The sequence below is a fragment of the Microbacterium nanhaiense genome, from assembly GCF_014646015.1.
Classification (GTDB): domain Bacteria; phylum Actinomycetota; class Actinomycetes; order Actinomycetales; family Microbacteriaceae; genus Microbacterium; species Microbacterium nanhaiense.
The window spans coordinates 48,014-70,035 of the sequence record NZ_BMMQ01000009.1 but is presented as its reverse complement, the minus strand read 5'-3'; the positions used below and the strand labels follow the sequence as shown (position 1 = coordinate 70,035).

At 70.9% G+C, this 22,022-nt stretch carries 23 protein-coding genes; 15 read left to right on the top strand and 8 right to left on the bottom strand.

Going from position 1 to position 22,022, the window contains the following annotated elements; all coding sequences use genetic code 11:
- Positions 1-13 precede the first annotated feature (13 nt).
- The 3 genes from IEX05_RS13100 (at position 14) to IEX05_RS13090 (ending at position 2,689) form a co-directional block, all read left to right on the top strand.
- Positions 14-568 carry an NADPH-dependent FMN reductase gene (locus IEX05_RS13100; protein WP_188702572.1) on the top strand — a complete coding sequence of 185 codons (555 nt, stop codon included), beginning with the start codon at positions 14-16 and terminating at the stop codon, positions 566-568.
- 131 nt (positions 569-699) lie between these two features.
- Positions 700-1,986 carry a sensor histidine kinase gene (locus IEX05_RS13095; protein WP_188702570.1) on the top strand — a complete coding sequence of 429 codons (1,287 nt, stop codon included), beginning with the start codon at positions 700-702 and terminating at the stop codon, positions 1,984-1,986.
- Positions 1,987-2,050: 64 nt separating this feature from the next.
- Positions 2,051-2,689: a response regulator gene (locus tag IEX05_RS13090; RefSeq protein WP_188702568.1), complete on the top strand. Its 639-nt coding sequence runs from the start codon at positions 2,051-2,053 to the stop codon at positions 2,687-2,689.
- A 15-nt stretch (positions 2,690-2,704) separates the two neighbouring features.
- Here the strand turns inward: IEX05_RS13090 and IEX05_RS13085 are convergent, their stop codons facing one another.
- The 3 genes from IEX05_RS13085 to IEX05_RS13075 form a co-directional block, all read right to left on the bottom strand.
- Entirely contained in the window at positions 2,705-3,187 is a 483-nt protein-coding gene (locus IEX05_RS13085) for a pyridoxamine 5'-phosphate oxidase family protein (RefSeq protein ID WP_188702566.1), read from the bottom strand.
- A 124-nt stretch (positions 3,188-3,311) separates the two neighbouring features.
- Positions 3,312-4,154, bottom strand: a complete 843-nt coding sequence (locus IEX05_RS13080; RefSeq protein WP_188702564.1) for an exodeoxyribonuclease III — start codon at positions 4,152-4,154, stop codon at positions 3,312-3,314.
- A gap of 10 nt (positions 4,155-4,164) precedes the next feature.
- On the bottom strand, positions 4,165-4,434 hold the full coding sequence (locus IEX05_RS13075; RefSeq protein ID WP_188702562.1) for a hypothetical protein: 270 nt from the start codon (positions 4,432-4,434) through the stop codon (positions 4,165-4,167).
- A gap of 39 nt (positions 4,435-4,473) precedes the next feature.
- Between IEX05_RS13075 and pyrE the strand changes: the two genes are divergently transcribed.
- A complete protein-coding gene (gene pyrE / locus IEX05_RS13070; RefSeq protein ID WP_188702560.1) occupies positions 4,474-5,052 on the top strand; it encodes an orotate phosphoribosyltransferase in 579 nt (192 codons plus the stop codon).
- 2 nt (positions 5,053-5,054) lie between these two features.
- On the top strand, positions 5,055-5,972 hold the full coding sequence (locus IEX05_RS13065) for an ROK family protein (protein WP_188702664.1): 918 nt from the start codon (positions 5,055-5,057) through the stop codon (positions 5,970-5,972).
- Between the two features lie 16 nt (positions 5,973-5,988).
- Here the strand turns inward: IEX05_RS13065 and IEX05_RS15445 are convergent, their stop codons facing one another.
- Positions 5,989-6,117, bottom strand: a complete 129-nt coding sequence (locus IEX05_RS15445) for a hypothetical protein (protein ID WP_268237876.1) — start codon at positions 6,115-6,117, stop codon at positions 5,989-5,991.
- Positions 6,114-6,890: an HAD-IIA family hydrolase gene (locus IEX05_RS13060; RefSeq protein WP_188702558.1), complete on the bottom strand. Its 777-nt coding sequence runs from the start codon at positions 6,888-6,890 to the stop codon at positions 6,114-6,116. The genes IEX05_RS15445 and IEX05_RS13060 overlap by 4 nt, the downstream gene beginning before the upstream one ends.
- Positions 6,891-6,983: 93 nt before the next feature.
- Here IEX05_RS13060 and IEX05_RS13055 point away from each other — a divergent pair, with 93 nt between their 5' ends.
- Together IEX05_RS13055 and IEX05_RS13050 are read left to right on the top strand one after the other, a co-directional pair.
- Positions 6,984-7,958: an SDR family NAD(P)-dependent oxidoreductase gene (locus IEX05_RS13055; protein ID WP_229661310.1), complete on the top strand. Its 975-nt coding sequence runs from the start codon at positions 6,984-6,986 to the stop codon at positions 7,956-7,958.
- A 9-nt stretch (positions 7,959-7,967) separates the two neighbouring features.
- Positions 7,968-8,603 (top strand): metal-dependent transcriptional regulator, encoded by a 636-nt coding sequence (locus tag IEX05_RS13050; protein ID WP_188702555.1) that lies wholly within the window; start codon positions 7,968-7,970, stop codon positions 8,601-8,603.
- A gap of 191 nt (positions 8,604-8,794) precedes the next feature.
- Here IEX05_RS13050 and IEX05_RS13045 read toward each other — a convergent pair whose 3' ends face one another.
- The gene (locus IEX05_RS13045; RefSeq protein ID WP_229661309.1) at positions 8,795-9,400 is read right to left on the bottom strand and encodes a TrmH family RNA methyltransferase; all 606 of its coding nucleotides are present in this window, start codon (positions 9,398-9,400) and stop codon (positions 8,795-8,797) included.
- 102 nt (positions 9,401-9,502) lie between these two features.
- Between IEX05_RS13045 and IEX05_RS13040 the strand changes: the two genes are divergently transcribed.
- The 7 genes from IEX05_RS13040 to IEX05_RS13010 all read left to right on the top strand — a co-directional run bounded on the left by IEX05_RS13040 (position 9,503) and on the right by IEX05_RS13010 (position 17,361).
- Positions 9,503-10,738, top strand: coding sequence for an Nramp family divalent metal transporter (locus tag IEX05_RS13040; RefSeq protein WP_188702552.1), 1,236 nt, complete (start codon positions 9,503-9,505; stop codon positions 10,736-10,738).
- 67 nt (positions 10,739-10,805) lie between these two features.
- The gene (locus tag IEX05_RS13035) at positions 10,806-11,276 is read left to right on the top strand and encodes a VOC family protein (protein ID WP_188702550.1); all 471 of its coding nucleotides are present in this window, start codon (positions 10,806-10,808) and stop codon (positions 11,274-11,276) included.
- 98 nt (positions 11,277-11,374) lie between these two features.
- The gene (gene nirB / locus IEX05_RS13030) at positions 11,375-13,963 is read left to right on the top strand and encodes a nitrite reductase large subunit NirB (RefSeq protein WP_188702548.1); all 2,589 of its coding nucleotides are present in this window, start codon (positions 11,375-11,377) and stop codon (positions 13,961-13,963) included.
- Positions 13,960-14,322, top strand: coding sequence for a nitrite reductase small subunit NirD (nirD, locus tag IEX05_RS13025; RefSeq protein WP_188702545.1), 363 nt, complete (start codon positions 13,960-13,962; stop codon positions 14,320-14,322). Before nirB ends, nirD begins: the two co-directional genes overlap by 4 nt.
- A complete protein-coding gene (gene cobA / locus IEX05_RS13020; RefSeq protein ID WP_188702543.1) occupies positions 14,319-15,551 on the top strand; it encodes a uroporphyrinogen-III C-methyltransferase in 1,233 nt (410 codons plus the stop codon). The genes nirD and cobA overlap by 4 nt, the downstream gene beginning before the upstream one ends.
- Positions 15,548-16,672: a uroporphyrinogen-III synthase gene (locus IEX05_RS13015; protein WP_373286306.1), complete on the top strand. Its 1,125-nt coding sequence runs from the start codon at positions 15,548-15,550 to the stop codon at positions 16,670-16,672. The genes cobA and IEX05_RS13015 overlap by 4 nt, the downstream gene beginning before the upstream one ends.
- On the top strand, positions 16,669-17,361 hold the full coding sequence (locus IEX05_RS13010; protein ID WP_188702541.1) for a sirohydrochlorin chelatase: 693 nt from the start codon (positions 16,669-16,671) through the stop codon (positions 17,359-17,361). Before IEX05_RS13015 ends, IEX05_RS13010 begins: the two co-directional genes overlap by 4 nt.
- Before the next feature lie 58 nt (positions 17,362-17,419).
- Here the strand turns inward: IEX05_RS13010 and IEX05_RS13005 are convergent, their stop codons facing one another.
- Together IEX05_RS13005 and IEX05_RS13000 are read right to left on the bottom strand one after the other, a co-directional pair.
- Entirely contained in the window at positions 17,420-18,307 is an 888-nt protein-coding gene (locus IEX05_RS13005) for a formate/nitrite transporter family protein (protein ID WP_188702539.1), read from the bottom strand.
- Positions 18,308-18,436: 129 nt separating this feature from the next.
- Positions 18,437-19,753, bottom strand: a complete 1,317-nt coding sequence (locus tag IEX05_RS13000; RefSeq protein WP_188702537.1) for an MATE family efflux transporter — start codon at positions 19,751-19,753, stop codon at positions 18,437-18,439.
- Between the two features lie 164 nt (positions 19,754-19,917).
- Between IEX05_RS13000 and IEX05_RS12995 the strand changes: the two genes are divergently transcribed.
- Positions 19,918-21,879 (top strand): M13 family metallopeptidase, encoded by a 1,962-nt coding sequence (locus IEX05_RS12995; protein WP_188702535.1) that lies wholly within the window; start codon positions 19,918-19,920, stop codon positions 21,877-21,879.
- The last annotated feature ends 143 nt before the right edge of the window (positions 21,880-22,022 follow it).

Sequence of the window (22,022 nt, the reverse complement as noted above, 5' to 3'; positions counted from 1 at the left end):
AAGGAGAACCCCTGTGACGAAGATCGGCTACATCGTCGGATCCATCGGATCGACCTCGATCAACCGCCAGCTCGCTGAAGCCCTCGCGAAGCTCTTCCCGGCCGACGTCGAGGTCTTCGAGATCCCGATCAAGCAGCTGCCCTTCTTCTCGACCGACCTCGAGGCAGACTTCCCGCAGGTCGCGCGCGACTACAAGGACCAGATCGAGTCGGCCGACGGCATCATCATCTTCACCCCCGAGTACAACCGCTCGATCCCCGGCGTCCTCAAGAACGCGATCGAGTGGGCGAGCCGCCCCTACGGCGACTTCTCCTTCGGCGGCACCCCCGTCGCGGTCATCGGCGCCTCGCCCGGCGGCATCGCCACCGCGGCCGCCCAGCAGCACCTCAAGGCCGTGCTGAGCCACGTCAACGCGATCGTCATGGGCCAGCCCGAGGGCTTCATCCAGGTCACGCCGGGCCTCATCGAGAACGGCGAGATCACGAACGAGGGCACCAAGGCGTTCCTCCAGGGCTACACCGACGCCTTCCTCGGTCACGTCGCCCGCATGCAGAAGGCCCACGCCTAAGCCTCATCAGACCAGCGCCCCACGGATCCACTTTCTCCCCCGGGATCCGTGGGGCGCTCTGCTGTGCGCGGGGCACCGGATCCGCCGCGCGGGGGAAGCGAGCGTCGCCGGATCCGCATAGCGTAGATCGCATGACCACGACGCTCGAGCGGCCGGCGGCGGCCGCGGCCGCCGCGACCTTCACCCGGGATCCGCTGACCGCGGCGGAGGCGCGCAGCGACGTCTGGGTGGGCCTGGCGCTCTTCGTCGGCTCGGTGATCAGCCTGATCCTCGGCTACTTCGCCCAGATGTTCGGATCCGCTGGCCTCGACCTCCGCTGGGGCCTGCTCTACGCCGCGGCGCTCTCGCTGCCGTTCGTGGTGCGGCGTCGCCACCCGATCCTCGTCGCGATCGTCGTCAACCTCGTCTACATCGTCGGCATGGAGGCCGGCGCGACGGAGGCCTACGTCGGCCAGATCGCGCTGTTCCTCTCGATGTACACCGTCGGCGCGTGGGTCGACGACCGGCGCCGGGCGCAGCTCGTGCGCTTCGGCATCATCGCCGCCATGTTCATCTGGCTGCTGGTCGCGACCTTCCGCTCGGCGACCGAGCCGCCACCGGAGGGAATGCCCGACGCCGTGGGTGCGATGTCGCCGCTCGTGGCGTACATGATGATCCAGTGGCTCGTGAACCTCGTGTTCTTCGCGGGAGCCTATGTCATGGGCGACCGCGCCTACGAGGCGGCCCTCGGCCGCCGTGCCCTGCGGGAGCGCACCCAGGAGCTCGAGGAGCAGCAGGAGATCGCCGCCGCTCAGGCGGTGGCCCTCGATCGCGTGCGCATCGCCCGCGAGCTGCACGACGTCGTCGCCCACCACGTCTCGGCAATGGGCGTGCAGGCGGGGGCCGCGCGCACCGTGCTCGACGCGAATCCGGAGGCCGCCAAGGGCGCGCTCGCGGCGGTCGAGGAATCGTCGCGGCAGGTCATCGGCGAGCTGCGGCACCTCCTCGACACGCTGCGCTCCTCCGATGATGACGACGACGCGCCGTCGACTATCGGGCTCGAGGCGCTGGATCCGCTGGTGCGCTCCTCGCAGGCGGCCGGCACCCCCACGAGCCTCCGCATCGTGGGCGAGCCGCGGCCCGTTCCCGCCTTCGCCCAGGTCAACCTGTACCGCATCGCGCAGGAGGCGCTGACGAACGCGCGCCGCCATGCGGGGCCCGACGTGACGGCCGATGTGCGGCTGCGCTACGGATCCGACTTCGTCGAGCTCGAGGTGACGAATACGGGCCGCATCGTCCTCGCCTCGCGCACGGGCCTCGGCACCCTCGGCATGCGCGAGCGCGCCACGGCGATGGGCGCCCACCTGGAGGCGGGCCCGCGCGACTCCGGCGGCTACCTCGTGCGCGTCAAGGTCCCCCTCACCCCACCATTCATATGACACCTTTCCGGGGTTGCGGGCGTCCACACCCCTCACATGTGTCATTTCAACGGAGGATAGGTTCATGAATCAGCCCACCGTTCTACTCGTCGACGACCACGCGACCATGAGGGCGGGGTTCCGGATGATCCTCGAGGCCTCGGGCGTGCAGATCGCCGGCGAGGCGGCCACGGGCCTCGAGGGCGTCGCCCGCGCGGCGGCGCTGGATCCGGACGTCGTGTTCATGGACGTGCAGATGCCGGACATGGACGGCATCGAGGCTACCCGGCGGATCGTCGCCGCGGGCGGGCGCGCGAGCGTCGTCATCGTGACGACCTTCGACCGCGACGACTACCTCTTCGCCGCGCTCGACGCCGGGGCCAGCGGTTTCCTGCTCAAGAACGCCGGGCCCGAGGAACTCGTGAACGCGGCGCGCGTCGCCGCCGCGGGCGACGCGCTGCTCGCGCCCGCGGTGACCCGGCGCGTGATCGAGCGGCACGGCGCCGCCGTCTCCGCGGATCCCGCAGAGCCCGCGGGCTTCACCGAGCGCGAGACCGAGATCCTCCGCCTCCTCGCCCGGGCGATGAGCAACGCCGAGATCGCGAGCGAGCTGTACATCGGCGAGGCGACCGTGAAGACCCACGTCTCCAATATCCTGATGAAAACCGGGTCCCGCGACCGCGTCGCCGCCGTGGTGTGGGCGTACCGGAACGGGGTCGTGTAGGGGCCGGGCGGAACGCTACGGCAGCTCGACCGTCTCGTTCTCGCCCTGGTACCGCTCCCCGGTGAGCTTCGCCTTGACGAGGCTGAAGGCGGCGGCGATCTTGCCGCCGGGGGAGTCCCAATACTCCGCGGACTCGGCCGTGAACTTCAGCAGGCCGAGATCCGGGTCGTCGACGCCCTGCGGGAACCACGCCTCGTCCATCGAGCTCCACAGCTCGTGCACCTTCGCGGGATCCTCCACCAGCTGTGCCTCGCCCGATAGCGACACCCACGAGCTTCCGGACGAGAGCGAGATGCCCGCGTGCGCGTCGTGGCGGAGGTCGGAGGCGAACGTCGAGCTCTTCGAGACGAGGAACCACAGATCCCCGTCGAATTCCGATTCCTGCACGGTGAGCGGGTGCGCGGCGAGGCGCCCCTCCTCGTTGCGCGTGGTCAGCATGGCGATCCGGTGATCCGAGATCAATTCGGCGACGCGCTGCGTCGGAGTCGTGTCGGTCATGGGTTCCTTCCTTCCGAGCCGCGCCGTCGGCGGCTCGTCCACATCCTCCGCCGACCTCACCGTGTCGGCCTCAGGGGTTGCGGACGCCGGGGCGGCGCGTTATAGCCGGGGAACCTCTCCGGGCTCAGCCGAAGATCATCGGCAGGTCGTCGTCGTCATTCTCATCGAGGTTCAGGTCGACGACGACCGGGACGTGGTCGCTCGGGCCCTCGCCCTTGCGCTCGTCGCGCTGGATCGAGGCGCCCTCGACGGCCTCGGCGAAGGCGGGCGAGCCGAGGATGAAGTCGATGCGCAGGCCCTCGTTCCGGGGGAAGCGCAGCTGCTTGTAGTCCCAGAAGGTGAAGCCCTCCGGTACCAGGGGGCGCACGACATCGGTGAGGCCGGCGTCGCCGAGCGCGAAGAAGGCGGCCCGCTCGGCCGGGGAGACGTGCGTCGTCACGCCCTCGATGATCGACGGGTCGCCGTTGTCGGCGTCGAAGGGCGCGACGTTGAAGTCGCCCGTGAGAGCGAGCGGCAGCGACGGATCCTTCGCGAGCTCGCCGCGCACGTACTCCTCCAGGGCCGCGAAGAAGCGCAGCTTGTAGGCGTAGTGCGGGTCATCGAGCCCGCGACCGTTCGGAACGTAGAGGCTCCACAGCCGCGTGCCCTCGATGAGGGCCGAGATCGCGCGGGCCTCGAGCGGCGCGTCGTCGCCGTCGTAGCCCTTCTTGAAGCCCGGCATCCCGGGGAACGACAGCTGCACGTCCTCCATCGGGAGGCGGCTGGCGATCGCGACGCCGTTCCACTGATTCAGGCCGTGCGCCTCGACGGTGTAGCCGGCGTCCTCGAAGGGCTGGAACGGGAACTGCTCGGGCTTGCACTTGATCTCCTGCATCAGCAGGACATCGATGCCCTCTCGCTCGGCGAAGGCCACGATCCGCTCGACACGGGCACGGACGGAGTTCACATTCCAGGTCGCGATGCGCATGCCCAAAAGCCTAGTGGCGGGGGTCGGAGCCCCACTTCAGGTTGTCGAAGAGGTCGTCCACGGCGGCGATGTCGTAGGCCTCGGCGCGCGGCGCACGGGGGAAATCGAGCTTCTTGATGAGGTCCATGTACTGCCGGTCCGCCCGCAGGCGGTCGACGATCTTGTCGGTGACCTCGTCGACGGCGCGGCGCGAGTACCCCTCACCCGCGAACATACCCGGCTTCTTCAACGGGTGCGATGCGAGCCACTCCTCGAGCGGCTGACGTGCCTTCTTTGCCATGCCCCAAGCCTACGGGGCGAAAAGAATAGACTGGGTCGCATGGCCATCGCATCCACGCCCGCGCTCGAAAACGACCGCCAGAACCTCATCGCGCTCATCAAAGATGAGGCGGTGTTCCACGGTGACTTCACGCTCTCGAGCGGCAAGAAGGCCACGTACTACGTCGACATGCGCAAGCTCACGCTCGACCACCGAGCCGCGCCCGCGATCGGCCGCATCATGGCCGACCTCATCGCCGATATCGACGGCGTCGTCGCCGTCGGCGGCCTGACGCTCGGCGCGGATCCCATCGCCAACGCCGTCATGCACGCGACCGCGTCGTCCGAGAAGCCCCTCGACGCCTTCGTGGTTCGCAAGGAGCCCAAGGATCACGGCCGCGGCCGCCAGATCGAGGGCGCGGAGGTCGAGGGCAAGCGCGTCGTCGTGCTCGAAGACACCTCGACGACCGGACAGTCGGCGCTCAAGGCCGTCGAGGCGCTGCGCAAGGCCGGTGCCGAGGTCGTCGCCGTCGCCGTGATCGTCGACCGCCTGACGGGCGCGCAGGCCGCGATCGAGGCCGAGGGCCTCGAGTGGCGCGCCGCCATCGATCTCGGCGACCTCGGTCTCGACCCGCAGTGACGATGACCCGCTACGCGCTCGCCATCGACCTGGGTGGCACGAAGATCGAGGCCGGGCTCGTCTCCGAGGCGGGCGAGGTCCTCGCCGCCAGCCGCAACCGCGTGCCCACGGGGCGCGACATCACGGCAGACGGCCTCGCGCGGGCCGTGTCGACCGTCGTCGCCCACGCCCTCGACCACCTGCCGCAGGGCGCGGACTTCGCGGGCGCCGGCATCGGATCCGCGGGCCCGGTGAGCCTGGCCGACGGCACGATCCACCCCGTCAACATGCCGAACGCGTTCGGCTTCGGCCTCGTCGAGGCCGTGCGCGACGCGGTCATCGTCGACCTGGGCGCGAGCGACGTCGACGTCACCATGCGCCACGACGGCGGCGCGCTCGCCATGGCCGAATCGTGGCTGGGCGCCGCGCGCGGTACGACCGCGTCGCTGTCGATCGTCGTGTCGACGGGCGTCGGCGGCGGAATCGTCATCGGCGGGCGCCCGATCGGCGGGCGCACCGGCAACGCCGGGCACCTCGGCCAGACGCATGCGGCCGAGCAGGGCGGCGAGCTCACCCTCGAAGAGGTCGCCTCCGGCCCGTCGAGTGTGCGCTGGGCGCAGCTGAACGGCTGGCAGGGCACCACGGGCGAACAACTCTCGGACGACGCGCGGCGCGGAGATCGCGTCGCGCGCGCCGCCATCGAGCGTTCCGCCGAAGCGGTGGGACGCGCGCTCGCCGACGCGTCGACCCTGCTCGACCTCGAGGTCATCGCGATCTCGGGCGGTTTCAGCTTCGTCGCCGACGACTACGTCGAGCTCGTGGCCGCGTCCCTCGCGAAGTGGGCCGAGCTCCCCTACGCGCGGGCAACGCGCGTGGTGCGCAGCGGCCTCGGTGCCGACGGCCCCCTCATCGGGGCCGCGGCGCTGGCGCTGAGGCCGTAGGCCGGTTCGGCCCGCGTCAGCGGCGCGGGCCGAACTCGTCGTCGTCGTCGCGCCCCGACTTGTTCAGGTGCATCACGGCGCGGATGCCCATGACGATCGCGCTCACGCAGGCGAGCGCGATGACGATGCCGAAGATCTCCATCATGACTCCAGCAGCTCCGCGACGGATCCGAGGATCTCGCTCGGACGGAACGGGTAGCGGTCGATCTCGCGCTGGTCGCTGATGCCGGTCATGACGAGAACGGTGTGCAGGCCCGCTTCGATGCCCGCGACGATGTCGGTGTCCATGCGGTCGCCGATCATGCCGGTGTTCTCGCTGTGCGCGCCGATGCGGTTGAGGGCCGAGCGGAACATCATCGGGTTCGGCTTGCCGACGACGTAGGGCTCCTTGCCCGTCGCCTTGGTGATGAGGGCGTTGATGGCGCCGGTGGCGGGGAGCGGACCCTCGGCGGAGGGGCCCGTCGCATCGGGGTTCGTCGAGATGAACCGGGCGCCGCCGTTGATCAGGCGGATGGCCTTCGTGATCGCCTCGAAGGAGTAGTTGCGGGTCTCGCCGATGACGACGTATTCCGGATCCGTCTCGGTCATGATGAAGCCGGCCTCGTGCATCGCGGTCAGAATTCCCGCCTCGCCGACCACGTAGGCGGTGCCGCCGGGCGACTGGCTCCTCAGGAACGCCGCCGTTGCGAGCGCCGAGGTCCAGATGCGTTCCTCGGGCACCTCGATGCCGCTCGCGCTCAGCCGCGCCGACAGGTCGCGGGGCGTGAAGATCGAATTGTTCGTGAGCACGAGGAACGGGGTATCGTTCTTCGCCCACTGCGCCAGCAGCTCAGGGGCGCCGGGGATGGCACGATTCTCGTGAACGAGAACGCCGTCCATATCGGTCAGCCAGCACTCGATGTCGCCGCGATTCTGCATGATCACAGCGTATGCCGATCGGGGAATATCTGCGAGGCCCTCTTTCCCGCGCGCCGCGCCCGGGAAGCCGGGCACTGGAATATGCTCGGCATCGTGCGCACACACTCGGGTGACGACTTCGAGGTGCCGCCCCAGGACGGGCGGACCTATCTCGTGACGGGCTCCAACGCGGGGCTCGGCTACTTCGCCTCCGAGAAGCTCGCGCGCGCCGGCGCGCACGTCATCATGAGCGGCCGGCACCCGAACCGGCTCGCGGCCGCGCACGACGCGCTCGAAGCGCGCGTGCCGGGCGCGAGCGTCGAGACGCTGATCCTCGACGTCGCGAACCCCGGATCCGTGCGCTCGGCCGCCGCCAGCCTGCGCGGCGGGCTCTTCGACCGCCGCCGCCTCGACGGCGTGATCTTCAACGCCGGCATCGTGCACACGCCGCGGGAGCGCACCCTGACCCGCGACGGGCGCGAGCTCGTGTTCTCCACGAACGCCCTCGGACACTTCGTGCTGGGCGCCGAGCTGCTCGTCTCCCTCGCCCGCTCCGCGAGCGCGCGCCGCACCCCCCGCATGGTGTGGCTCGGCAGCATCTCGACGCGCCTCGGGGCATACCGTCCGACGGATGTGCAGCTGGAGGAGTCGTACTCGGGGTGGAAGGCCTACGTGCAGTCGAAGGTCGCCGTGCAGGCGCTCGGCTTCGAGGCCGACGCCCGCCTCCGCGACGCCGAGGTGCCCGTGGCGAGCGTCGTCGCGCACCCCGGGTACGCGATCGGCGGCCGCACCGAGACGATCACGGGCGTGAACGAGCCCAGCCGCTGGAAGCGGATCCGCGACGGCCTGCAGGCACCCATCGCGACGAGTAAGGAGCGCGGCGCCGACGCGATCGTCCGCGCCCTCGTGGATCCCGAGATCGGCGGCGGCGAATACTGGGGCCCGCGCCTCTTCGGGCGCGGCACCGAGCGGCAGCGCCCGTCCGCGACGTCCCTGGATCCGGAATTGCGGGCCGAGATCTGGGCGCGCTGCGAGCAGCTCTCCGGGGAGACCTGGCCGTTCGCGAAGGCGGCGCGGGGCCGCAGGTAGTTTGGAGGCATGCCCTCCAGCCCCGCAGCCGACGACTACCTCAAGACGATCTACGCCCACACCGAGTGGCAGGATCAGCCCATCTCCTCCTCGGTGCTCGCGGCCAAGCTCGGCGTGGCGCCGTCGAGCGTGACCGAGATGGTCAAGAAGCTCGCGGCCTCGGGCCTCGTGCATCACGAGCCCTACCGCGCCGTCACGCTCACCGCCGCCGGCTCGGCCCGCGCGATCGCGATGACGCGCCGCCACCGCCTCATCGAGACCTGGCTGGTGCGCGAGTTCGGATACACGTGGGACGAGGTGCACGACGAGGCCGAGGTGCTCGAGCACGCGCTGAGCGACCGCATGCTCGCCAAGGTCGACGCCCGCCTCGGCCACCCCGAGGTCGACCCGCACGGCGACCTCATCCCGCGGCCCGACGGATCCGTCGCCCGCCCCGCGTTCGTGCGCCTCGACGCCGCGCCGGTCGGGCACGAGGGGCGCGTGCTGCGCGTGCTGGACCGGGATCCGCTGCTGCTGCGCGCGATCACCGCCTGCGGAATCGATGTGGGCACGCGCGTCGTCGTGAGCGCCGACGGCCTCGAGCTCGACGGCACGCCCGTCGAGCTCCCGGAGGGGGCCGCGGAGGCCGTCTGGCTCACCGCGTAAATCATCCCATTCGCCACACGTCATCCAGTCTCCGACGAATCATCCGTCGTTGCCGGAGGAGTTGTCGGAGACATGATGAGCGGTCGGGAAAGTGAGGAATTGCGCGGGCTACGCCCAGCGCCTGCGTCCCCCGCGGGCGGGTGACGCGGGGCGCGGTGCCGCTGGCGCCTTCGGCGCGTGCCGGCGCCGGGCTACGCCCACCGCCTGCACCATTCGTACATCACGACCGCGCCGGCGGCCGAGGCGTTCATCGAGCGCGTGGATCCGTACTGCGTGATCTCGATGTGGGACGAGGCCGCGGCGAGGGCCTCGTCGGTGAGGCCCGGGCCCTCCTGGCCGAAGAGGAACACGCACCGCTCCGGCAGATCCGCCCTATCGACCGGCAGCGCCTCGCCGACGTTGTCGACGGCGATGATGGGGATCCCGCGCTCGTCCATCCAGGCGCGGAACGACGCCACATCGGGGTGATGGATCACGTGCTGGTAGCGGTCGGTGACCATCGCGCCGCGGCGGTTCCAGCGCCGCCGGCCGATGATGTGCACGGCCTCCGCGAGGAACGCGTTCGCGCTGCGCACGATGGATCCGATGTTCATGTCGTGCTGCCAGTTCTCGATCGCCACGTGGAAGCCGTGGCGCTTCGCATCGAGGTCGGCGACGATGGCCTCCATCGTCCAGTAGCGGTACTCGTCCACGACGTTGCGGGTATCGCCGTGTTCGAGCAGCTCGCGGTCGTAGCGCTCGTCCGTCGGCCATTCGCCCTGCCAGGGCCCCACGCCGTGGGTCGGTTCATCGGTCACGGATCCATCGTCCCACCCGCCCGTGGGAGGGAGATCCGGGCGCGATCGCGCGGCCGCCATCCAGAGATTTCGGTGTACCGAAAAATCTGCCACTATGGGTGCATGACCAAGACCCGTGCCTGGCTGCTCGGCCCCGCCCTCGTCGCCGGCGTCGCCTATCTCGACCCCGGAAACGTCGCGACGAACATGTCTGCGGGCGCGCGCTTCGGCTATCTGCTGGTGTGGGTCGTCGTGCTGGGCAACGCGATGGCCTGGCTGATCCAGTACCTCTCTGCGAAGCTCGGCGTCGTCACCGGCAAGAGCCTCGCCGAGACCTTGGGGCGCCGGATCACCTCGACGACGGGCCGCCGGGCGTACTGGCTGCAGGCCGAACTCGTCGCGATGGCCACCGACATCGCCGAGATCATCGGTGGCGCCGTGGCGCTGTGGCTGCTCTTCGACATCCCGCTGCTCGCGGGCGGCCTCATCACGGGCGCGGTCTCGATGCTGCTGCTGTGGATCCAGTCGCGCCGGGGCGCGAAGCCGTTCGAGTTCGTCGTCATCGCGCTCCTCGCGATCATCGCGGTCGGCTTCACGGTCGGCGTCTTCCTCGGTCCACCGGACGCCGGATCCGTCGTCGCGGGCCTCGTGCCGCGCTTCGAGGGGTCCGACTCCGTGCTCCTCGCCGCCTCGATCCTCGGCGCGACCGTCATGCCCCACGCGATCTACGCCCACTCCGCCCTCGCCCGCGACCGCTTCGCCACGGATTCGGTGAGCAGCGACCCCGCGTCGGGCGGGAACCCCGCCCGCATCCCGCGGCTCCTCCGCGCGACGCGCTGGGACGTGACGATCGCGCTCGCGATCGCCGGATCCGTGAACCTCGCGATCCTGCTGCTCGGCGCCGCGAATCTGCCGGGCGTCCCGGGCACCGACAGCCTCGAGGGGGCGCACGCGGCGCTCGCCGCGGTGCTGGGCGGATCCGTCGCGACCGTCTTCGCGGTCGGCCTGCTCGCGTCGGGACTCGCCTCCACCGCCGTGGGCGCGTACGCCGGATCCGAGATCATGCACGGGCTCCTGCGGGTGCGCGTGCCCCTGCTCGCGCGCCGGGTCGTGACGCTGATTCCGGCGCTCGTCGTGCTCGGCGTGGGCTTCGACCCGACCCAGGCGCTGATCCTGAGCCAGGTGGTGCTGTCGTTCGGCATCCCCTTCGCCCTCGTGCCGCTCGTGTGGCTCACGGCGCGCGAGGGCGTGCTCGGAGCCTACCGGAACCGCTGGTGGACGACCCTCCTCGGCGCCGTCTTCGCCGCCTTCCTGGTCGCCCTCAACGCGCTGCTCCTCTGGCTCACCTTCACGGGCTGATACCAGCCCCTTCCCCCGCGCCGCGCACGCGCGTACCGTCGGTAGCACCCGACGAACGGAGCAAGCGATGGAGCTCAGCAAGATCCAGCCGTGCCTGTGGTTCAACGATCAGGCGCGGGAGGCGATGGAGTACTACACGGCGATCTTCCCGAACTCGAGGATCCGCTCGATCGAGACCTATCCGGACGAGAGCCTCGACGAGCACTTCGAGGGCATGCGCGGGAAGGTGATCAACGGCGAATTCACGCTCGACGGCGTCGACTTCGTGTGCCTCGACGGCGGCCCGGTGTTCCAGCTGAGCGAGGCCGTCTCCTTCGTCGTCACCTGCGCGGATCAGGACGAGATCGACTATTACTGGCACGCCCTCTCGCACACGCCCGAGGCCGAGCAGTGCGGCTGGTGCAAGGATCGCTTCGGTGTCAGCTGGCAGATCGTCCCCGCCAACATGGCGCAGCTCATGACGACCCCGAAGCAGGTGCAGACGATGATGGCGATGAAGAAGATCGTCATCTCCGAGCTGGAGGACGCCGGGCTGTAACGCCTCACACCGCGCGCGGCGACGGTGTGAGGCACTCGTTTACACGCGGAAACAATTGGGCACCTCCGGGGAAACACGCCGTCCCTAACGTGGCTCGCATGAGCCCCGCACACGCCACCCCCACCTCCGCCCGGCGGATCGTCGTCGTCGGCGCGGGCATGGTCGCTCACCGTTTCGTCGAGAGCCTGCTCGCCCGGCAGGACGTGCCCTGGCAGATCACCGTTCTCGGCGAGGAGCGCCGCGGTCCGTACGATCGCGTCGGCCTCACCTCCTACTTCGAGGGCCGGTCGGCCGAGGAGCTGGCGCTGGATCCGGCGCCCTTCGCGGATCCGCGCGTCACGCTCGTGACGGGCGATCGCGCGAGCTTCATCGACCGCGCGGGCCGGCTGGTCTGGACCGAGTCGCGCGCCTCGTACGCCTACGACGCCCTCGTTCTCGCGACCGGATCCTACGCCGCCCGCCCCGCGATCGACGGCGCCCGCCTCGACGGATGCTTCGTCTATCGCACGATCGAGGATCTCCAGGCGATCGAGTCCTTCGTGCGCGATCGCTCCGCGGCGCTCGGCCGGCCGCTGCGCGGCACGGTCGTCGGCGGCGGGCTGCTGGGCCTCGAGGCCGCGGGCGCACTGCAGGGCCTCGACGTCGACTGCACCGTCATCCACTCCGGCACGCACCTGCTGTCGAGCCAGATCGACCGGGCGGGCGGCGAGGTGCTGGGGCGCCTGATCCGGGCCCGGGGGATCGGGGTGCGGTGCGAGTCGCGCACCACGCGGATCGCGCCGACGGCGGCCTCGCAGGTCGCCGCGCTCGAGTTCCCCGACGGCTCCTACGAGGAGGCCGACATCGTGATCTTCACCGTAGGGGTGCGGCCGAACGACGAGCTGGCGCGCGAGGCGGGCATCGCCTCGCACGCGAACGGCGGCGTGCTCATCGACGACGGCTGCATGACGGCGGACCGGTCGGTGTACGCCATCGGCGAGGTCGCCAACTACGCGGGACGCAGCGTCGGGCTCGTCGCGCCCGGCTACGCCATGGCGGAGGTCCTCGCCGACCGCCTCAGCGGCGGCTCGGCGGTGTTCCCCGGATACGACGAGTCGACCAAGCTGAAGCTCTCCGGCGTCGACGTCGCGAGCTTCGGCGACGCGATGGCGGCGACGCCGAACGCCCTCGACGTCGTCTACGCGGATCCCGTCGGCGGCGTCTACAAGAAGCTCGTGCTCTCCGACGACGCCTCGACGCTCCTCGGCGGCGTGCTCGTGGGCGACGCGAGCGCCTACGGTTCGCTCCGCCCGCTCGTCGGCGGCCCGCTCGGGGCCGACCCGGTCGCCTACCTGATGCCCGAGGGCGGGGTCGAGGCCCCCGCGGGCGAGCTGCCGGACGAGGCGATCGTGTGCTCCTGCTCGTCGGTGTCGGCGGGCCGGATCCGCGCGGCCGTCCACGAGGAGGGCTGCGAGGACGCCGACGCGGTGAAGGCGTGCACGCGCGCGGGCGCCACCTGCGGATCCTGCGTGACCATGGTGAAGAAGCTCGTCGGCAAGGAGCTGCTCGCCCAGGGCAAGACCCTGTCGAGCGCGCTGTGCGAGCACTTCGAGCTGTCGCGCCGGCAGCTCTTCGACGCCATCCGCGTCGCCGAGCTCACGACCTTCAGCGAGATCATCGAGCGCTTCGGCCGCGGACGCGGGTGCGACGTGTGCAAGCCGACCGTCGCGAGCATCCTGTCGAGCCTCGTCGGCGCACACGTGCTCGACGGCGAGAACGCGACGCTGCAGGACACGAACGACCACGTCATGGCGAACATGCAGAAGGACGGCTCCTACTCCGTGGTGCCGCGCATGCCCGGCGGCGAGGTGACGCCGGAGGGGCTCGTCGCGATCGGAGAGATCGCACGCGACTTCGGCCTCTACACGAAGCTCACGGGCGCGCAGCGCATCGACATGTTCGGCGCCCGCCTCGAGCAGCTGCCCCTCATCTGGGAGCGGCTCGTCGGTGCGGGTTTCGAATCGGGCCAGGCATACGGCAAGGCGCTGCGCACCGTGAAGTCGTGCGTCGGATCCACCTGGTGCCGCTACGGCGTGCAGGACGCGGTCGGGATGGCGGTGCGCCTCGAGCTGCGCTACCGCGGCCTACGCTCGCCGCACAAGCTCAAGGTCGGCGTCTCGGGCTGCGCGCGCGAGTGCGCGGAGGCCCGCGGCAAGGACGTCGGCGTGATCGCCAGCGAAAACGGCTGGAACATGTACGTCGGCGGAAACGGCGGCTTCACGCCCCGCCACGCCGACCTCCTCGCCGAGGGGCTGAGCGACGACGAGCTCATCCGCGCGATCGACCGCTTCTTCATGTACTACATCCGCACGGCCGATCGACTGCAGCGCACCGCGCCGTGGATCGTCGAGCTCGAGGGCGGCATCGACGGGCTCCGCGAGGTGATCTTCGACGACGCCCTCGGCATCTGCGACGACCTCGACCGGGCGATGGAGCGGCACGTCGACACCTACGAGGACGAATGGGCCGCGACCCTGAGGGATCCGGAGAAGCTGCGCCGCTTCCAGTCCTTCGTCAACGCGCCCGCCACCCCGGATCCGTCGCTCGCGTACGTCGCCGAGCGCGGCCAGCCGCGTCCCGCGTCTCGCGAGGAGCGCGACTCCGGGGCGGTCATGATCGCCGGCACGACGCTGGAGGTGCGGCGATGAGCTCCACCTGGATCCCCGTCTGCACCCTCGCCGACCTCGAGGTCGAGCGCGGCCGCGCGGCCCTGATCGAGGGCGAGCAGCTCGCGTTGTTCCTGCTGCGCGACGGATCCGTGCGGGCCGTGTCGAACCACGACCCCTACTCGGGCGCGCACGTGCTCTCCCGCGGAATCGTCGGCTCGCGCACCCTCGTCGACGGCAGCGAGGCGCCGACGATCTCGTCGCCGCTGCACAAGCAGTCGTGGGATCTGCGCACGGGCGTCGTGCTCGAGACGCAGGGCAAGGACGACCGCCCCATCGCTGTCTTCCCCGTCGGCCTCGACGGGGATCGCGTGCTCGTTCGGTGGAAGGAGACATCATGACGATGACACTGGGAGTGTCGCTGACGGGCCGGCGGGTCGTGCTCGTGGGCGGCGGATCTGTGACGGCGCGGCGGCTGACGCGGCTCGTCGCGGAGGGCGCGCACGCGGTCGTCGTCGCGCCGCAGCTGAGCCCCGAGGTGCGCGCCCTGGTCGACGACCACGGCCTCGCCTGGCGCTCGCACGCGGTGCGCCGATCGGACATCGACCGGGCATGGTTCGTGCACACCGCGACGGGCGACCGCGAGGTCGACGCGCTCGTGGCGGCGTGGTGCGAGGCCGAGCGGATCCTCTGCGTCAACGCCTCCGACGGCTCGCACGGCAGCGCCCGCATGACGAGCGAGGTGCGCTCGGGCGACGTCATCGTCGGCGTCGTGGGCGACGCGGGCGTCGACCCGCGCCGCTCCGCGCGCGTGTCGTCGCGGATCCGGGAGGTGCTCGACCGCGGCGGGGCCGACCTCCGGCGCGTGCGGGCGTCCGCGCCGGGCGGTGTCGCGCTCGTGGGCGGCGGCCCCGGGCCCATCGATCTCATGACGATCCGCGCCCGCCGGCTGCTCGCCGAGGCCGACGTCGTGATCGCCGACCGCCTCGGCCCCGTCGGCGTGCTCGACGAGCTCGATCCCGACGTGCAGGTGATCCACGTGGGCAAGGCGCCGGGACACCACTCGGCATCGCAGGACGAGATCAACGCGCTGCTCGTCGAGCACGCCACGGCGGGAAAGCGGGTCGTCCGCCTGAAGGGCGGGGATCCCTTCGTCTTCGGTCGCGGCGGCGAGGAGGTCACGGCCTGCCTCGAGGCGGGCGTCCCCGTCGAGGTCGTGCCGGCCCCCACGAGCGCCGTCGCCGTGCCGCAGGCCGCGGGGATCCCCGTGACCCACCGCGGCGTCGCCTCGAGCGTGCACATCATCAACGGCCAGCACGAGTTCACGGCCGCCACGCGCGAGGCGCTCGCCGACGCCGAGGTGACGACCGTTCTGCTGATGGGCGTGGCGGCGTTCGGCTCGCTCGCCGAGCGGGCGCTCGCCGCGGGGGTTCCGGCCGCACGCCCCGTCGCGTTCGTCGAGAACGGCCACACCGAGCGGCAGCGCACGACGCACTCGACCCTCGGCCGCGCCGCGGAGGACGCCGCCCGGGCCGGGGTGCGCAACCCCGCCGTGATCGTGATCGGAGAGGTCGCCGCACCCGAGCTGCTGCTGCCGGTGGCGGCCCAGAAGAGACGGGCCCCGGCGTGACGGCGCCCCCGCTGTCGATGGCGCTCGAGGGCTGTCGCATCGTGCTGACCGCCGATCGGCGCACCGCGGAGATCACCGCGGCCTTCGAGCGCCACGGCGCGGTCGTGCTGCGCGCGCCCTCGCTCACGATCGTCCCCCACGCCGACGATGAGGCCCTCATCGCCCGCACGAGGGAACTCATCGATAACCCACCCGATGTCGTCGTCGCCACGACGGGCATCGGGTTTCGCGCGTGGATCGAAGCCGCCGACGAGGCCGGTCTCGCGGGAGACCTGGACCGCGTGCTCGCGCGGGCCCGGATCGTCGCGCGCGGCGCGAAGGCGCGCGGCGCCGTGCAGCAGGCCGGGCTTCCCGTCGCCTGGGTTCCCGAGAGCGAGACCGCCGCGGAGCTCGGCGAGCGCCTCGTCGGGGAGGGCGTCGCGGGCTGCCGGGTCGCGGTGCAGCACCACGGCTCCGGCGCCGATGGGCTCGACGAGCTCTTCGCCGCGCACGGCGCATCCGTCGTGAGCCTCACGATGTACCGCTGGGGCCCGCCCGCGGATCCGGAGGCCGTGCGCGCCTCGACCCTCGCCGCGGGCGCGGGCTCGGTCGACGCGGTCGTGTTCACCTCCGCCCCCGGCGCGTACGAGTGGGTGACGGCGGCCCGCGAGTGCGGCGCGCTCGAGGGGATCCGCCGCCGCGCCGCGAGCGGACAGCTCCTGCTGGCCGCCGTCGGCCCCGCGACGGCCGCGCCCCTCGGCGACCACGCCCTGTCGGTGTTCATCGCGGAGCGCGGGAGGCTCGGATCCCTCATCCGCGGCGTCGTCGCGCAGCTCGGCGCGGGACGCCCGAGGATCGCGACGTCCGCGGGGGAGCTGTCGCTCCGCAGCACCGGCGTCGTGATCGGCGGGCGCTACACGCCCCTGTCGCCGACCGGCCTCGCCGTGCTCCGCGTGCTGTTCGAGGCCCGCGGGGCCGTGGTGTCCCGGCGCGCGCTTCTCGACGCCCTTCCGGCGCACACCGTCAACGACCACGCTCTCGAGATGGCGATCGCGCGGCTGCGCGAGGCGCTCGGGCTGCCCCGGCTCGTCCGCACGGTCGTCAAGCGCGGCTATCGTCTCGACCTCGAGGAGGACGCATGACCCGACCCACCCTGGTGTGCTGCTCGCACGGCACCGACTCCGCCGAGGGCCGCGCCGTGATCTCGGCGATCGTCGACGCCGCGCGCGCCCTCGTCCGCGCCCCGACGCACGAGACCTACGTCGACGTGCAGCACCCGCAGGTCGACGAGGTCGTTGCCTCGATCGACGGCCCGACCGTGATCGTCCCGCTGCTTCTGTCTCCCGGATTCCACACCTCCGTCGACATCGGCCGGGCCGCGTCCTCGCGGCCGGGAGTGACGGCGACGGGCACCCTCGGGCCGGATCCGCTGCTCGTCGACGTGCTCGTCGACCGCCTCGCCTCGGCGGGTCTCCGCGACGGCGACCGCGTCGTGCTCGCGGCGTCCGGATCCTCGCGGCCCGAGGCGGCCGAGCGCGTGGAGGAGGTGCGCGCCGCGCTCGCCGAGCGCCTGCCGCACCCCGTGACCGCCGGATACGCGTACGGCGCCGCCCCGAGCGTCGCCGAGGCGGTGCGGGAGGCACGCGAGGCCGGCGCGGACCGCGTCGTCGTCGCGAGCTACGTGCTCGCGCCGGGGCACTTCGCGACCCTCGTCGCGCGCTCCGGCGCCGACGTCGTGACGGATCCGTTGGGGCTCTCCCCCGACGGATCCGCGGAGCCCCGCATCGCGCAGATCGTCGCCGCGCGCTACGCTGCCGCGATCGGCGCCTGAGCGCACGACGAAGCGGCGGGCGCCCCTCCCGGGACGCCCGCCGCTTCACGGTGCGAGGTCAGCGGACGTGCTGCTCGAGGAGCTCCGCGGGGACGCGCGCGTGGTGCGAGGCGAAGCGCCGGCCGTTCGGGCGGGTGAGGGGCACGCGCTTCGGGGCGGTGCGGGCGTGCGTCACGTAGATCGTGAGCCCCACGAAGGTCAGTCCGCCGACGAGGTTGCCGAGGACGGTCGGGATCTCGTTCCAGATGAGGTAGTCGCCGATCGTGAAGTCGGCGCCGAGGAGCAGGCCGGTGGGGAAGAGGAACATGTTCACGACGGAGTGCTCGAAGCCCATGTAGAAGAACAGCATGATCGGCATCCACATGACGAAGACCTTGCCGATGACGTCCTTCGCCATCATCGCCGCGACGACGCCCGTCGACACCATCCAGTTGCACAGCACACCGCGGGTGAAGAGCGTGAGCATGCCGCCGGCGCCGTGCTCGGCGTAGCCGACGGTGCGGCCGTGGCCGATCTCGCTGAGCGCGAGGCCGACGGCGCTCGGTTCCGAGGTGAAGCCGTAGGTGAAGTAGATCGCCATCGCGATGGCGACCGTGAAGGCTCCCGCGAAGTTGCCGAGGAAGACGAGGCCCCAGGTGCGCAGAACGCCCGCGATGTTGATGCCGGGGCGCTTGTCGATGAGCGCCACCGGCGCGAGCGTGAACACGCCCGTCAGGAGGTCGAAGCCCAGCAGATACAGCAGGATGAAGCCGACGGGGAAGAGGATCGCGCCGAGCAGGGGCTCGCCCGTCTGCGCCGTGATGGTGATCGCGAACGCGGCACCGAGCGTGAGGATGGCGCCGCCCATGTAGCCGCGGATGAGGGTGTCGCGGGTCGACATCAGGACCTTCGACTGGCCGGCCTCGATCATGCTCTGCGCGAGTTCGGCGGGTTTCACGTACGACATGCTGCCTCCGATGACGGATGGAGTGGTGAACACTCTCACCCTGTCGATCGGCGGTTTCGCCTCCGCATCGCTCGTGTTACGTGTGGGAGAGTTTCTCCTCACGCGCGCGCCCGCGCGCCGGTGAGTTCCTCAGGCGGCGTTCTTCAGCCACGCGGATCCGCGCACCCGGCGCCCCAGCGTCCACCAGCGCATGCCCATCAGCACGCCGAAGAAGCCGAGCGCGACGAAGAGGAGACCCCAGGATCCGTGCGGGGCGACCGTCAGCAGGACGGCGAGGTAGATCACGAAGGGCGCGAGGTTCACGGCGCCCGCGAGGGCGAGGTACCGCGAGTCGTTCGCCCCCATGAGCACGCCATCGAGCACGTAGACGATGCCCGCGATCGGCATGAGCACGCTCATGAGGATGAGCGCCGGCATCGTCAGCCACGACATCGACCATTGGCCCGTGAACATGACGCCGAGGAGGGGCGACAGGCCCGCGACGATCACGCCCAGCACGGCGCCGCCCGCCCCGCCCCAGGCGACCGTTCGGCGCAGCACGAAGCGCACGGCGCTCTCGTCACCGGATCCGAGGTGCTTGCCGATGAGCGCCTGCGCCGCGATCGCGAGCGAGTCGAGCGCGAAGGCCGCGAACGACGACACGGTGAACACGATCTGCCAGCCGGCGAGCTCCTCGGTGCCGAGCGCCGTCGCCGCCCCGACCGTGAGGAGGAGGCCGACGCGCAGCGCGACCGTGCGGAGGAAGAGCCAGCCGCCCGTCCTCGCGGTGCCGCCGATGCCGCCGCGGGAGGGCGATGCGCTCGCGCCGTGACGCCGGGCGAGGCGGGCGATGATGACGACGTATGCGACGACCATGCCCCACTGGGCGACGATCGTGCCGGCCGCGGATCCGGCGATGCCCCACCCCGCGCCGTAGATGAACGCCCAGTTCAGCAGGGCGTTCGCGGCGAAGCCGAAGCCGGCGATCCACAGCGGGGTGATGGTGTCTTGCAGTCCGCGGAGCAGGCCCGTCGCCGCGAAGATCACGAGCATCGCGGGCAGGCCCCACATGCTCAGCTGCAGGTAGATCGTGGCCTGGTCGAACACGTCACCGCTCGGCCGGAACAGCGTCACGGCCCACGGAGAGAGCAGGTAACCGACGACCGCGAGCGCCGCCCCGATGCCGACCGCGAGCCACATCCCGTCGATGCCGCGCGAGATCGCGCCGGCGGTGTTCCCGGATCCGAACAGCCGTGCCACCGCGGGCGTCGTCGAGTAGGCGAGGAACACCATGAGCCCGACGAGGGTCTGCAGCACGCTCGAGGCGATGCCGATGCCGGCGAGCTCGGTGACGCCGAGGTGCCCGATCATCGCGGTGTCGACCGCGAGGAAGACCGGTTCGACGATGAGCGACCCGAAGGCGGGAATCGCGAGCGCGAGGATCGAGCGATTGAGGGAACGGGTCACACAGCCACTCTATGAGGAGCGTGTCCCACTTAGTGCGGGTATGGGGTGGCTATTCCCGCCATAACTGGGACACGCCTTGTACCGTGTCCCACTTGGTGCGGGTATGGGGGCGCTATTCCCGCCACAAGTGGGACACGCCCCGGCGGCGCTCTTAGGGTGGAGACATGACTCTTCCCTCCGGGCTCGCATCCGACGACTTCTCCGCAGACATCCGTCCGCAGGACGACCTCTACCGCCACGTGAACGGCGCGTGGCTCGACCGCACCGAGATCCCCTCCGACAAGGCGCGCTGGGGATCCTTCATGGAGCTCGCCGAGCAGGCCGAGAAGGACGTGCGCGTCATCGTCGAAGAGGCGCAGCAAGCCCCCGAGGGCGCCGAGGCCCGCAAGGTCGGCGATATCTTCACGAGCTTCATGGACACCGAGCGCATCGCGGCGCTCGGCCTCGACCCGATCCAGGATCAGCTCGCCGCGGTCGACGCCGTCACCGACGTCAGCGCGTTCCTCCGCACCGTCAGCGAACTCGACCGCCAGGGCGTGACCAACGTCATCGGCGTCTTCATCGAGCCGGATCCGGGCAACCCCGAGCGCTACGTGCCGTTCTTCACCCAGGCGGGCATTTCGCTGCCCGACGAGCAGTACTACCGCGAGGACGTCTTCGCGCCGATCCGCGAGGCGTTCGTGCAGCACGTGGAGCGCATGTTGACGCTCGCGAAGATCGCGGAGCCGGCGGAGAGCGCGATGCGGATCATGGATCTCGAGACGCGCGTCGCGAGCCACCACTGGGACAACGTGAAGAGCCGCGACGCCGTCGCCGGCTACAACCTCATGACCTGGGACGCCGTGCAGGAGCTCGCGGGCCGAGACCTCGCGCCGTGGCGCGACGCGATCCTCGAGGGCGTCGCCGCGGACGCGTTCGCCGAGGTCAACGTCATGCAGCCGTCGTTCCTCACGGGCCTCGGATCCCTCCTCACCGAGGAGAACCTCGACGACTGGAAGACCTGGCTGCGCTGGAAGATCGTGCGCTCGGCCGCCCCCTACCTGACGGATGACCTGATCGAGGAGAACTTCTCCTTCGTCGGCACCACGCTCCAGGGCGTGCCCGAGATGCGCGGCCGCTGGAAGCGCGGCGTGAGCCTCGCCGAGGGCGCGCTCGGCGACGTCATCGGCAAGGCCTACGTCGAGCGGCACTTCCCGCCGGCGGCGAAGGCGCAGATGGACGAGCTCGTGACGAACGTCGTCGAGGCCTACCGCGAGTCGATCACAAACCTCGAGTGGATGACGCCCGCGACCCGCGAGAAGGCGCTCGCCAAGCTCGACACCTTCGTGCCGAAGATCGGCTACCCGGTGAAGTGGATCGACTACTCGCGCCTCGAGATCGACCCGACCGACCTCGTCGGCAACGTGCGCCGTGCGGCGGAGTTCGGCCACCACCGCGAGCTCAGCAAGATCGGGAAGCCGATCGACCGCGACGAATGGTTCATGAGCCCGCAGACGGTTAACGCCTACTACAACCCGCTCATGAACGAGATCGTCTTCCCGGCGGCGATCCTGCAGTACCCGTTCTTCGACCCGAACCGCGACGCGGCCGCGAACTACGGCGGCATCGGCGCCGTGATCGGCCACGAGATCGGGCACGGCTTCGACGACCAGGGTTCGCAGTACGACGGATCCGGCGCCCTCAACAACTGGTGGACCGACGAAGACCGCGCGGCGTTCGAGGAGCGCACGGGCGCCCTCATCGCGCAGTACAACGCGCTGTCGCCGAAGGCGCTGGGCGAGGAGCACACGGTCAACGGCGCCCTCACGATCGGCGAGAACATCGGCGACCTCGGCGGCCTCTCGATCGCACTGAAGGCGTACGAGCGCTCGCTCGACGGGGCCGAGTCGCCCGTGATCGACGGCTACACCGGAACGCAGCGCGTGTTCCTCTCGTACGCGCAGGTCTGGCAGCTCGCGATCCGCGACGCCGAGGCGATCCGCCTGCTCACGGTCGACCCGCACTCGCCCAACGAGTTCCGCGCGAACCAGATCGCCCGCAACGTCGACGCCTTCTACGAGGCCTTCGGCGTCACGGAGGGCGACGAGCTGTGGCTTCCCCGGGACCAGCGCGTCTCCATCTGGTGACCGAACGGCGCGGGAGCGCGCCTCGCGGCGTTGTCGATCGGTCGACGCACCTCGGTGCGCCTTCCCTCCTCCGCCTTGCGATGCACGCCCCCGCGCCGCCCGGGTTTGCTACCGGGAGCAAAAGGATCCGCGGCATAATCGAC